Source organism: Peribacillus sp. QJM3NY_7, from assembly GCF_056173225.1.
Map to the genome: position 1 here is coordinate 1,722,660 of NZ_CM149663.1, position 13,380 is coordinate 1,736,039.

A 13,380-nucleotide genomic window follows, 5' to 3' on the forward strand; every position below is an offset into this window, starting at 1 on the left:
AATGTCCGGGGAAATATTATCGCAAAATGAAATCGATGCTTTGTTATCGGCCATTTCCACAGGGGAAATGGATGCAGATGATTTAAAAAAAGAAGAAGTAGAAAAAAGAGTGAAAGTATACGACTTTAAAAGGGCGCTTCGGTTTTCAAAGGATCAAATACGGAGTTTGACTAGGATACACGAGAACTTTGCCAGGCTGCTGACCACATACTTTTCTGCTCAGCTCAGAACATATGTCCAAATATCCGTTGCTTCTGCAGATCAAATACCATACGAAGAATTTATCCGATCGATTCCGAAAATGACCATCATGAATGTTTTTGAGGTACCGCCCTTGGATGGCCGAATCATTCTTGAGGTCAACCCGAATATCGCCTATTCCATGATGGATCGCGTTTTGGGCGGGCGGGGCATAAGCGTGAATAAGGTAGATAGTTTAACGGAAATAGAAACGAAAATCATGTCGAATTTATTCGAGAAGGCTTTTGGAAATTTACAGGAGGCTTGGGGAACGATTGTTGAAATCGAACCGGTGATGACTGAGTTCGAGGTGAATCCACAATTCCTGCAACTGGTTTCGCCTAACGATACAGTTGTGGTCATTTCCTTGAATACACAAATCGGAGAAACGAGCGGAATGATTAATGTTTGCATTCCTCACGTCGTATTGGAACCGATCATACCAAAGTTGTCCGCTCATTATTGGATGGAAAATTCCCAAAAGGAAAAAATCCCGGAGGAAATCATGATTTTGGAAAAGCGTATCCAAAACGCAGATCTTCCCATTATATCCGAACTTGGTTCCACGGACATCACCATCGAGGACTTTTTGCTGCTTGATGTTGGCGATGTCATCGATTTAAATAAGTCGATCAATGAACCTTTGACGATTACCATTGGAGGAATCCCAAAATACAGCGGGCAGCCAGGAAAAGTAGGAAAAAAACATGCTATCCAGATTCTTGATATTTTGAAAGGGGGAGACGAAGATGGTAAGTGATGGAATGCTTTCACAAGACGAGATAGATGCCCTTTTAAAAGGTACAGGTGATATAGAGGATGAGGTGTTCCCTCTTTCGATTGACGATTATTTATCAATGATGGAACTCGACACCCTCGGTGAAATTGGTAATATCTCCTTCGGAAGTTCGGCCACTGCCCTATCCACGTTGTTGAATCAGAAAGTGGATATCACCACCCCGATGGTTACTTTAATTGAAAGGGGACAGATTGCGGAAGAATTCCCGCATCCATACGTAGCGATTCAAGTGCAATATACAGAAGGTTTTTCAGGTATAAATATGCTGGTAATCAAGCAGAGCGATGCAGCTATCATTGCAGATTTGATGCTTGGCGGAGATGGGGGGAATCCTTCTGACCTGCTTGGGGAAATTCAATTGAGTGCTGTCCAGGAAGCCATGAACCAAATGATGGGTTCTGCTGCGACATCCATGTCGACCATTTTCAGTAAAAAAGTGGATATTTCACCACCTAGCGTAGATTTACTTAACTTTTTAAATGGTGTTGGTGAAAATGCGATACCTGACGAGGATTTATTTGCAAAAATCTCGTTCCGCCTCCGTGTCGGTAACTTAATTGACTCCAGCATTATGCAATTGTTGCCGTTAGAGTTTGCTAAAGGGTTGGTTTCTGAATTATTAAATGGGACGGGCGAAAGCCAACCTGCCGATATGAATACGCAAAAAGCACAGAGTGATCCAGAAATGAACATTCCGACTCAGGAGCCTGCACCATTCCAGGATAACCGGACTGATCGATCGGTAAATGAAACTTATAGACAAGGCGGTCATCAAACCCAACCCATGAACCAAATACCGAATGTACCACAACATTTTGGAGTTTCATCCGTACCAACAGGACAGCCGGTGAATGTTCAGCCTGCCAGTTTCACTAGTTTCCAGCCTTATCAGCTTCAGGAGCCAGAAACGAAAAATCTCAGCATGCTGATGAATATCCCCTTGCAAGTGACTGTGGAACTTGGAAGAACGAAACGCTCCGTAAAGGATATTTTGGAGCTTTCCTCCGGATCGATCATCGAATTGGATAAATTAGCAGGAGAGCCAGTGGATATCCTGGTAAACAGCCGCTTGATAGCAAAAGGTGAGGTAGTGGTGATCGATGAAAACTTTGGAGTGCGTGTTACCGATATCATGGGCCAAAGTGAACGATTAAATAAAATAAAATAATTTAGGGGACGAAAATAATGGCTAATAAAATTTTAATTGTGGACGATGCAGCATTTATGAGAATGATGATAAAGGATATCCTTTCTAAAAATGGTTTTGAAATAGTCGGGGAAGCAGCAGATGGCGCCCAAGCAGTGGATAAATATAAAGAAACCCATCCGGATCTTGTAACGATGGATATTACCATGCCCGAAATGGATGGTATTACAGCGTTAAAGGAAATTAAAAAGATAAATCCTCAAGCTAAGGTCATCATGTGTTCAGCGATGGGGCAGCAAGCCATGGTCATCGATGCGATCCAGGCGGGTGCAAAAGACTTTATCGTGAAGCCATTCCAGGCAGACCGTGTTTTGGAAGCCATAAATAAAGCATTAAGTTAAGAAGGTGTCTACATATTGGTATTAATTAAAAAATGGCTTCAGTTCTCACTGATGATAGCAGTAGTCTTCTCTGGGGCCATACAGGCCCATGCGGAAGATCTTGAAAAAACAGTGAAGGATGTTTATGAACAGCCAGGTGATTTAAAGGTGGATAAAGGTGAATCAATAGACTCGAAATCTACCAAACAGGCAACGAATCCTGACAAAGTGGGGATAACCGTTTGGGAGTTTCTGAGGATGATATTTGCTACTATTTTTGTAGTGGCCCTTCTATATAGCCTATTAAAGTTCATAAATAAAAAAAGTAAATCGTATCAAAAGGCAAATTCAGTGGAGAATTTAGGCGGTACGGGTCTTGGTGCAAACCGTTCTGTTCAGCTTGTTAAGGTCGGCGGTCGAATATTGGTGATCGGGGTCGGCGAAAATATTCAGCTTTTGAAAGAAATAGATGATCCCGAGGAATATGAACAGCTTTTGAAAGATCACAACGATAAGATCGATCAAATGATCCAACCTGGGAAACTTGCAATGAAGTTGAAAAATAAGTGGTTGAAGAAAAGCGGTTCCGAAACCGCTAGTTTCTCTGCAGAGTTCAAAAATCAACTTGACCAAATGTCTGATAGCAGGAAAAAGCTAATAAAGGAGCTTGATAGGAAAGGAAGAGACAATGAATGAATGAGTTCATGGAGTTTTTTAATAACAGTGATCCCACTAATGTCTCTACTTCCGTCAAACTTGTTCTTCTGATGACTGTCTTATCGCTGGCTCCAAGCATATTGATCTTGATGACCTGTTTTACAAGAATCATCATTGTCCTGAGCTTTGTGAGAACATCGCTAGCTACACAGCAGATGCCGCCGAATCAGGTGTTGGTCGGCTTGGCACTTTTCATGACATTTTTCATAATGGCACCGACTTTTCAGGAAGTGAATGAAAAGGCATTAACCCCATTATTTAATGAAGAGATAGATTTAGAAGAGGCATATGTACAGGCCTCGATACCATTCAAGGAATTCATGAGTGCCCATACAAGGCAAAAGGATCTGGCGTTATTTTTGGATTATGCCAAGGTGGATAAGCCTGAAACGATACAGGACATTCCCTTGACTGCCTTTGTACCTGCTTTTGCAATCAGTGAAATCAAAACAGCTTTTCAAATAGGCTTCATGATTTTCATTCCCTTTTTGGTTATTGATATGGTCGTTGCAAGTGTTCTGATGTCGATGGGGATGATGATGTTGCCGCCAGTCATGATTTCCCTGCCATTTAAAATCCTCCTTTTCATTCTTGTTGATGGATGGTATTTAGTGGTGAAGTCTTTATTACAGAGTTTTTAAGCAGGTGAGAAAAAATGAGTGCAGATTTTGTTATTGATATAGCAGAAAAAGGAATTTATATGGTATTGATAATTGCTGGTCCATTGATGGTAATTGCTCTTATTGTAGGACTAGTAGTAAGCATCTTTCAGGCGACTACACAGATTCAGGAACAAACCTTGGCATTTGTTCCGAAAATCGTCGCAGTCTTATTGGGACTCATTTTATTGGCTCCATGGATGCTGAGCCACCTATTATCATATGCAAATGAAATTTTCGGCAATCTGAATCGATTTGTAGGGTAGGGCATGGAGGAATTATTTCCGCACTTTCCCGCCTTTTTATTAATTGTAGTCCGGGTCACTACGTTTTTCGTGGCCATGCCGATTTTTTCGTACCGTTCAATACCGGTGCAACATCGGGTCGGGCTTGGAATCTTCCTTGCCTGGATCATGTATTACACCATCGATGCTCCGGTTCTGGAATTGGATGTGACGTTTTATTTATTGGTCATGAAGGAAGCGCTTGTTGGCCTTTTCATTGGTTTTGCAGCGTATATGATTTTGTCGGCCGTTCAAGTCGCTGGCGGATTGATTGATTTCCAAATGGGTTTTTCAATAGCGAATGTCATCGACCCCCAAACGGGGGTACAAAGCCCGTTGATGGGACAATACCTTTATACGGTCGCTTTATTATTCCTATTGAGCACTAACGGTCATCATTTGCTTTTGGATGGAATTTTTTATAGTTATCAGTTCATCCCGATTGACCAATTATTTTTACCATTCGGAGATCATGCACTGATAGAATATTTGGCCAAAGCTTTCAGCAAAGCTTTCATGATTGCTTTTCAAATGTCCATACCTGTAGTGGGAAGTATTTTCCTAGTGGATGTCACGCTGGGGATCCTTGCCAGGACAGTCCCTCAATTAAATGTGTTCGTTGTCGGAATTCCAGTGAAAATCATTGCCGGCTTAGCGGTTATCATACTGGTAATGGGGATGATGCTGACAGTTGTCACCCGACTCTTCAATTTCTTGCTTTTGGCCATGCGTCATCTAATGCAGTTGATTGGAGGCGTTTGATGTGGAGATGTTTCAGTTGGATTTGCAGTTTTTCGCAGGTGAGAAGACCGAAAAGGCGACTCCCAAAAAACGTCAGGATTCGAAGAAAAAAGGTCAGGTGGCAAAGAGTCAGGATGTAAATACCTCTGTGAATTTACTTGCAGTGTTTTCAGTATTATTGCTTATGGGACCGTACATGTATAATCATCTGCTCGGTCTCATGAAAGAATATCTGCAACATTTTACCTTGAATGGATTCAACGAGGAAAATATGCAAATTATCATGATTGAGGTTTTAAAGGAGATGGGCATTATCCTGGGACCCGTTTTCGCAGCAGCGTTAGTGGCTGGGATATTGGCTAATGTCATGCAAGTCGGATTTTTGTTTTCGACTGAATCCATTCAGTTCAAACTTGAAAAATTGGATCCCATTAAAGGATTCAAGCGTATTTTTTCAATGAGGGCCATTGTTGAATTATTGAAATCCATTCTTAAAATAGCATTTGTTGGTTTTGTTGCCTTTTATGTACTATGGCAGCGCATGGATGAGATTATGATCTTATCACAGATTTCTGTGGAAGAAGCAATGGCAACATTGGCGGATATTACGATAAAGGTAGGATTATATGCCGCCGTGGCTTTATTGTTCATTGCTCTATTAGACTATTTGTATCAAAAATATGACTTTGAAAAAAACATCCGGATGTCCAAACAGGATATTAAGGATGAGTATAAAAATTCCGAAGGGGACCCGCTCATCAAATCCAAGATAAAGCAAAAGCAGAGGCAGATGGCCGCTCAAAGAATGATGCAGGAAATTCCCAATGCGGATGTCGTCATCACCAACCCGACGCATTTTGCCATTGCTTTAAAATATGATGAAGAAAAAGCTGAGGCTCCGTATGTAGTGGCTAAGGGCGTTGATTTTGTTGCGCAGAAAATTAAATTCATTGCTAAAGAAAATGATGTGATCATGGTGGAAAATCGGCCTTTGGCCAGGTCTTTATATGATCAAGCTGAATTAGGCCAGGCGATACCCGAAGAGTTCTTTAAGGCGGTCGCTGAAATACTGGCCTTTGTATATAAAACCAAAGGTAAACTGTAAAGAAGTAATAGGGTAACCCGCTAGTTAGGAGAGAAAAAAACATGCGAGCAAGAGATTTAGTTGTTATATCGAGCGTCATCATGATCGTTGCCATGTTGGTCATTCCATTGCCAACGTGGTTGTTAAGTATTTTACTCCTATTAAATATCTCTCTTGCGTTGCTGGTTCTATTGACTACGATGAATATGAAAGAACCTCTCGAATTTTCAATCTTTCCTTCCCTGCTCCTTTTACTGACGTTGTTCAGGCTAGGGTTGAATGTTTCCACGACTCGTGCCATTTTGACCTATGGTGATGCTGGGGGAGTTGTAGAAACCTTTGGGTCATTTGTAGTCGGCGGTAACGTGCTTGTAGGATTAGTTGTATTCATCATTTTGGTCATCATCAATTTCATCGTCATCACAAAAGGTTCCGAACGGGTCTCGGAGGTGGCGGCAAGGTTTACGCTGGATGCGATGCCAGGGAAACAGATGGCCATCGATGCAGATTTAAATGCGGGGATGATTTCCGAAAACGAAGCACGTGCCAGAAGGGAAAAAATTAGTAACGAAGCGGACTTTTATGGATCCATGGATGGAGCGAGTAAGTTTGTAAAAGGGGACGCCATAGCGGGCATCATCATTGTCATCATTAACTTGATTTTCGGTATGATCATTGGCGTCATGCAGTTGGACATGAGCTTTGGAGAGGCAGCCGTCCATTTTTCCATGTTATCGGTTGGTGACGGTATCGTGAGTCAGGTCCCTGCTTTATTGATTTCTACAGCTACGGGAATAGTTGTAACCCGGGCTGCCTCGAATGGAAACCTCGGAGCGGATATTGTCGAACAGTTATTTCAATTTCCCAAAATGCTTTACCTAACAGCAGCAACCATTTTCCTTTTAGGGTTATTCACTCCCATTTCTGACTTATTCACCATTCCGATTGCTGCTTTATTAGTCGTTGGAGGGTATACGATTTCAAGGATACCAAAGCAGGACGAAAGTGAAATACAAGAAATGGAAGAAGTGTTGGAAACTGATGAAATGAAAAGTCCAGAAAGCGTCGTTAACCTTTTAAGTGTTGACCCGATCGAATTTGAGTTTGGATATGGATTGATTCCGCTTGCGGATGCCAATCAAGGGGGAGACCTGCTGGACCGGGTCGTCATGATCCGCAGGCAGCTTGCGATTGAATTGGGGCTCGTGATCCCAGTTGTCAGAATACGTGATAACATTCAGTTGAGTCCCAATGAGTATCGGCTGAAGATTAAAGGAAGCGTCATGGCAAAGGGCGAATTGCTCCTTAATCATTTCTTGGCCATGAGTCCAGGGATGGAGGATGATTCAATAGAAGGAATCGATACGATAGAACCGTCTTTCGGTTTACCGGCCAAGTGGATCACGGATGACATGAAAGAACACGCCGAGTTGTTTGGTTATACAGTTGTGGACCCGCCAAGCGTTGTATCCACTCATTTGACGGAAGTCATAAAGGCCAATGCGCAGGAATTATTGGGCAGGCAGGAAACGAAACAATTAATCGATCATCTTCACGAATCGGCACCTATACTGGTGGAGGAAGTCACTCCGAATCCTTTGTCTATAGGAGATGTACAAAAGGTATTGGCAAAATTATTGAAGGAAAAAGTTTCAATAAGGAACTTACCGATCATTTTCGAAACACTTGCTGATTATGGCAAGTTATCGACTGACACAGATTTGCTTACTGAATATGTAAGGCAAAATTTAGCCAGACAAATAACCGATTCTTTTATTACGGATGAAAATAGAATTAAAGTCATAACATTATCGGGGAAAGTGGAGAAGACCATCGCGGATGGTGTACAGCAAACCGAACATGGTAATTTTTTATCATTGGATCCAACTCTATCGCAATCCATATTGGAGGCAATTGCAGCCAAACTGGAAGAGCTGACCCTAATGGATCACCAACCGATCTTACTCTGCTCTCCGGCAGTAAGGATGTATGCCCGGCAATTAACTGAACGTTATTTTCCTAATGTACCGATTCTTTCATACAATGAACTCGAATCGAATGTAGAAGTACAAAGTGTAGGGGTGGTGAATTTCGATTGAAGCTAAAGAAATATTTGGCACCATCAATGAACGAGGCAATGAAGCGAATAAGGGAGGAACTAGGCAGTGATGCGGTAATCTTAAGTTCAAAGGCTGTATATACTGGTGGTTTCTTAGGATTATTCAAGAAGAGGAATATTGAAGTCATTGCAGCCATGGACCCCATGTCCCAATCTATCCAAACCGTGACCAAACAAAAATCGAAGAAGTTGCCATCAAAGCTGGAAATGGCAAGGCATGCCCTTGAACCTAATGAAGGCAATAGGGAAAGTGCTGACTTATTAAAAGAAATCGAAGGTTTGAAAGATATGATAAAGAGCTTGCAAGTTTATTCACCTGATCGAAAATATCCGGGGAAACTGCAGAAATTGCATGAATACCTAACCGAGCAGGAAGTGGATCGTTCACTTCGGTCCAAAATCATGGATGAACTTCTTGAAAAATGGTTCGTTTTCAAACAACTATCCACTGATGAAGAGGTTCAAGTTTGGTTGGAAGAAGCCATGTTCGGGATTTTGGAAAAGGTCGATAATGGAAAAACCGGGCTGCAAAAAAAGTATATTAATTTTGTTGGCCCGACAGGTGTGGGAAAGACGACGACCTTGGCAAAAGTGGCTGCAGAAACCATGTTGAAGCATGATAAAAAAGTGGCTTTCATTACGACGGATACGTACAGGATTGCTGCAATAGATCAACTTAAGACATATGCCAAGATCTTAAACGTTCCCATAGAAGTGGCTTATAATCTGGAAGACTTCAAAAGGGCGGCTGAACGCTTCTCCCATTATGATTTTGTTTTTATTGATACGGCCGGAAGGAATTTCCGTAACGCGCAATATGTTAAGGATCTTAATGAAATCATCCATTTTACAGATGAGATGGAAACCTATTTAGTGCTGTCATTGACTTCTAAGCAGAAGGATATGGAAGATATTTATCGACAGTTTGCTTCCATACCGCTTAAACAGGTCATTTTTACAAAAGCGGACGAAACTTCCACTTTCGGTCCTGTATTCAATTTTATACACACTCATAAATTAGGAGCTGCCTATATAACAGATGGACAGAATGTACCGGACGATATTGAAATAGCTACATCATCACAGCTAATGAAAATGGCTTTTGGGGCTAAAAAATATGAAAGATCAAGCTGAGAATTTACGAAGAAGATTGGAAGCCCGCCAAAATCAATCAATGGCCAAAACGATTGCCGTTTTAAGCGGTAAAGGTGGAGTGGGAAACTCAAACTTTTCTTTGAATTTTTCCATTGCCTTATCCCAAAGAGGGAAAAAGGTACTGTTGTTCGACTTGGATATCGGTATGGGGAATATTGATATTTTGATTGGGGAAAACTCGCCCTGCAGTATTATTGATTTTTTAGAAAAAGAATGTAGGTTGAAGGATATCATCATGTCAGGACCGGGAAATATTTCAGTCATTACAGGAGGAACAGGGATGACGAATCTCTTTTCACTTGATGAAGATAAGTATGCCCGGTTTAATGAAGAATTCAGTTTATTGCTGGCAAATTACGATTATATCTTATTTGATATGGGTGCAGGCATCACCGAGGATTCCGTGAAATTCCTGTTATGTGTGGATGAAATGGTCGTTATCACGACGCCTGAACCTACTTCCATCATGGATGCATATTCCGCAATGAAATATATTCATTCAGTAAACAAAGAAATTCCATTCTTACTAGTTTGCAATCGTGTTTTCTCTAGTAAGGACGGCAAAGAAACGATTAACCGGCTACAAAATGCGCTAGTGAAATTTTTAGGTTCTGAAGCTGTAGCACTAGGTTACTTGCCAGATGATAGAACCGTACCCAAATCCTGTTGCCAAACAAATGCCCTTTCTCCTTTTAGATTCTGAAGCCGATGTATCCAAAGCCATCATGGACATTGCTTCTAGATATGCAAATCATTCAATTGGGGAAGAATTGACTATGCAAAAAAGCCGTTTCCTCCAAAATATGAAGAGATATTTTTTGGGAAAGTAGGTCTCCTTTTATGGATAAAGTAAAAGTGCTGATAGTGGACGATTCTGCATTTATGAGAAAGTTAATCTCAGAGTTTTTAGCAGAAGATAGCAGGATGGAAGTCATCGGGACTGCCAGGAATGGAATAGATGCCATAGAAAAAATAAAGACTTTAAAACCCGATGTCGTGACTTTGGATGTGGAAATGCCGATTATGGACGGGTTGGAAGCATTAAACCGGATCATGAATGAATGTCCAACCGCTGTAGTCATGTTATCAAGCACAACAAAAAAAGGAACGGTAAATACATTTGCCGCCATGAACAGCGGAGCCTTTGATTTTGTGGCTAAACCTTCGGGAGCCATTTCATTGGACATACATAAAATCAAGAAAGAACTCCATGAAAAAGTTATGGCTGCCAGCAGGGGAAATGTTCACAAACTAGAAAAAAATGCGAGAAATATTGAAAGAAGCCCATCCGTTTGGGGGAAATATAGTAAAATAGATTCAATATTATCGTCAATAAACGAAAAAAATAGAAGTGAACGGGCCCATGGGTACAAAAAAATAATAGTCATCGGTACATCAACAGGAGGCCCGAGAGCTCTGCAGACTGTCTTGACAGGACTCTCGGAAGACATTGATGCTCCTATACTCATTGTCCAGCATATGCCCCCCGGTTTCACAAAATCCTTGGCAACACGCCTGAATTCGTTATGCAAGATTAAAGTGAAGGAAGCTGAAGAGGGAGAACTGATTCAAAAAGGTGTCGCCTACATCGCACCTGGAGGTTATCACTTGAAAGTGAGGAAAGTCGGAATGAGCTGGGCAATCCTTTTGGATCAATCCGAATTGCGTAATGGACATCGCCCGTCGGTTGATGTGCTAATTGAATCGGTGAGTGAAATGAATGATTATGCGAAAATAGCCGTTATCATGACCGGGATGGGGATGGATGGGTCAAAGGGGCTTATCAAGCTTAAACATAAGGGTCCTTTAAAAGCGATAGCCGAATCACAGGAGACTTCAATCGTTTTTGGTATGCCTAAGGCGGCAATCGATACCAAGTTAATAGATAGCATAGAGGATGTAGAAAAAATAGCTAGAGCGGTAATAAGCTATTGTTAACACGCGGAGGTGTGAGATTGTATGGATATGAATCAGTATTTAGAGGTATTTATTGAAGAAAGTAAGGAACATCTTCAAACATGCAGCGAACAGTTGCTGGTACTCGAAAAGCACCCGGAAGACCTCTCGATAGTAAACGAAATCTTTCGTTCCGCCCATACATTAAAAGGGATGTCGGCAACTATGGGTTATGAGGACCTAGCCAATTTAACTCATAAAATGGAGAATGTTTTGGATGCGATCCGAAACAGTCAAATTGTTCTTTCGCCTGAATTGTTTGACGTGATATTTTTAGCGGTAGATGATTTAGAAGCGATGGTCATGTCCATTGCTGAAGGTGGAGATGGGAAAAGAAATGTGATGGGGGTTGTCCGTCAGCTGGAAATGATTGAAAAAGGGGAGTCGCCCGTTTCTTCAGCCATTGCAGAAGTGGCATCGGCTTCTGCCGTTCTTGACAAGGAGGAAATGACTGTTGGAGAGTACGATGAATTTGAATGGACAGTACTACAGCAGTCAAAGGATCAGGGATTCAACAGCTTCGAAATTTCGATAAGGTTGCGTGAGGACTGTCTTTTAAAAGCTGCCAGGGTGTTTATGGTTTTTGAGGTGCTTGAAAAGTCCGGTGAAGTAATCAAGTCACATCCACCCGTCGAACTTTTGGAAGAAGAGCAATTCAATCAGCGATTTACAATCACGATGGTAACAACGGAATCGAGTGATGAGATAAAGAATAAAATCATGAAGGTTTCCGAAGTGGATCAAGTTGTTGTAACTGCACTTGATCTTGAACATTTAAGGTATGCCGCCCATTCTAAAGAGGCTAAAGTTACTGAAATCCCAAAACAAGAGACAAATAATGCCGAGCTTCCAACGGAAAATGATGATAAGAAAAAACAGGCACCCGTTAAGTCGGCATCAAGCAAGACCATTCGGGTGAACATTGAGCGGCTAGATATATTAATGAACTTATTCGAGGAACTAGTAATCGATAGAGGCAGGCTTGACCAGATTTCAAGTAATTTGGATAATCAGGAATTGCATGAAACAGTAGAAAGAATGTCCCGTATAACCAGTGATTTACAAACAATCGTATTGAATATGCGGATGGTGCCCGTGGAAACTGTATTCAATCGTTTTCCTAAAATGGTCCGTCAATTGGCAAGGGACTTAAACAAGAAAGTCAGTATGGAAATCAAGGGTGCCGAAACGGAACTTGATCGTACAGTCATTGATGAAATCGGTGATCCTCTAGTCCATTTAATAAGGAACGCCATGGATCATGGAATTGAAACACCTGAAGAACGTTTGGCGAAAGGAAAGAATGAAGAAGGTAAAATCCTGTTAAAAGCCTATCACAGCGGTAATCATGTTTTCATTGAAATCGAGGATGACGGCGCAGGAATCAATAAAGATCGAGTCTTGAACAAGGCGCTATCCAATGGGATATTAACTAAGGAAACTGCCGCCACCCTAACGGATAAGCAAATCTATGAATTGATATTCGCTTCTGGTTTCTCAACAGCCGAAACCATTTCAGATGTATCGGGACGCGGTGTGGGGCTGGATGTAGTTAAAAATACCATTGAGTCCCTCGGTGGATCCGTGACGATCGATTCCAAAGAAAATGAAGGATCCATCTTCCTTATTCAGCTTCCGCTTACATTGTCCATAATTTCTGTCATGCTGGTTGCCATCCAAAATGAAAAATATGCCATACCGCTTTCTTCCATTATAGAAACAGCAATCATAAAAAAAGCAGATATCATGAATGCCCATAATCAACAAGTCATTGACTTCAGGGGTAAGGTTCTGCCGCTTCTGTTCTTGAAAGATATATTTGAAGTGCCTATCAGTCAGGAAGAAGAAGAGTCCTTCTCGGTGGTCATTGTAAGAAAAGGTGATAAATTAGCGGGATTAGTCGTAGATTCATTCATCGGGCAACTGGAAATCGTTCTGAAATCATTGGGCAATTATTTAACCGGTGCATTTGCCATATCCGGGGCTACGATACTTGGTGATGGTCAAGTTGCATTAATCATAGATTGCAACACATTGATTCATTGAATGATAGATAAACGGTGCAGGTATTGGAATGGTTCGACCGTATCGATGCAGAT

The 13,380-nt window shown here is 41.5% G+C and carries 13 protein-coding genes; all 13 read left to right on the forward strand.

What is annotated here, in order from left to right:
* Position 1 precedes the first annotated feature (1 nt).
* Complete coding sequence (gene fliM, locus AC0VX1_RS08410) at positions 2-1,000, forward strand: flagellar motor switch protein FliM (protein ID WP_413021457.1); 999 nt, start codon at positions 2-4, stop codon at positions 998-1,000.
* On the forward strand, positions 990-2,207 hold the full coding sequence (fliY, locus tag AC0VX1_RS08415) for a flagellar motor switch phosphatase FliY (protein ID WP_475470724.1): 1,218 nt from the start codon (positions 990-992) through the stop codon (positions 2,205-2,207). The genes fliM and fliY overlap by 11 nt, the downstream gene beginning before the upstream one ends.
* Before the next feature lie 17 nt (positions 2,208-2,224).
* Complete coding sequence (locus tag AC0VX1_RS08420) at positions 2,225-2,587, forward strand: response regulator (protein WP_048684828.1); 363 nt, start codon at positions 2,225-2,227, stop codon at positions 2,585-2,587.
* Between the two features lie 15 nt (positions 2,588-2,602).
* Positions 2,603-3,262: a flagellar biosynthetic protein FliO gene (locus AC0VX1_RS08425; RefSeq protein ID WP_475470727.1), complete on the forward strand. Its 660-nt coding sequence runs from the start codon at positions 2,603-2,605 to the stop codon at positions 3,260-3,262.
* Positions 3,259-3,924, forward strand: coding sequence for a flagellar type III secretion system pore protein FliP (gene fliP, locus AC0VX1_RS08430; RefSeq protein WP_063596265.1), 666 nt, complete (start codon positions 3,259-3,261; stop codon positions 3,922-3,924). Before AC0VX1_RS08425 ends, fliP begins: the two co-directional genes overlap by 4 nt.
* A 14-nt stretch (positions 3,925-3,938) precedes the next feature.
* Complete coding sequence (gene fliQ / locus AC0VX1_RS08435) at positions 3,939-4,208, forward strand: flagellar biosynthesis protein FliQ (protein WP_048684818.1); 270 nt, start codon at positions 3,939-3,941, stop codon at positions 4,206-4,208.
* Positions 4,209-4,211: 3 nt separating this feature from the next.
* Positions 4,212-4,988, forward strand: a complete 777-nt coding sequence (gene fliR / locus AC0VX1_RS08440) for a flagellar biosynthetic protein FliR (protein WP_475470730.1) — start codon at positions 4,212-4,214, stop codon at positions 4,986-4,988.
* Between the two features lie 7 nt (positions 4,989-4,995).
* Positions 4,996-6,072 carry a flagellar biosynthesis protein FlhB gene (gene flhB / locus AC0VX1_RS08445; RefSeq protein ID WP_413021526.1) on the forward strand — a complete coding sequence of 359 codons (1,077 nt, stop codon included), beginning with the start codon at positions 4,996-4,998 and terminating at the stop codon, positions 6,070-6,072.
* Positions 6,073-6,113: 41 nt separating this feature from the next.
* Positions 6,114-8,150, forward strand: a complete 2,037-nt coding sequence (gene flhA / locus AC0VX1_RS08450; protein WP_413008810.1) for a flagellar biosynthesis protein FlhA — start codon at positions 6,114-6,116, stop codon at positions 8,148-8,150.
* The gene (flhF, locus tag AC0VX1_RS08455) at positions 8,147-9,304 is read left to right on the forward strand and encodes a flagellar biosynthesis protein FlhF (protein WP_413008812.1); all 1,158 of its coding nucleotides are present in this window, start codon (positions 8,147-8,149) and stop codon (positions 9,302-9,304) included. Before flhA ends, flhF begins: the two co-directional genes overlap by 4 nt.
* On the forward strand, positions 9,288-10,028 hold the full coding sequence (locus tag AC0VX1_RS08460; RefSeq protein WP_475470733.1) for a MinD/ParA family protein: 741 nt from the start codon (positions 9,288-9,290) through the stop codon (positions 10,026-10,028). The genes flhF and AC0VX1_RS08460 overlap by 17 nt, the downstream gene beginning before the upstream one ends.
* Before the next feature lie 137 nt (positions 10,029-10,165).
* On the forward strand, positions 10,166-11,263 hold the full coding sequence (locus tag AC0VX1_RS08465; protein WP_475470735.1) for a protein-glutamate methylesterase/protein-glutamine glutaminase: 1,098 nt from the start codon (positions 10,166-10,168) through the stop codon (positions 11,261-11,263).
* A gap of 21 nt (positions 11,264-11,284) precedes the next feature.
* Positions 11,285-13,327 (forward strand): chemotaxis protein CheW, encoded by a 2,043-nt coding sequence (locus AC0VX1_RS08470; protein WP_475470737.1) that lies wholly within the window; start codon positions 11,285-11,287, stop codon positions 13,325-13,327.
* The last annotated feature ends 53 nt before the right edge of the window (positions 13,328-13,380 follow it).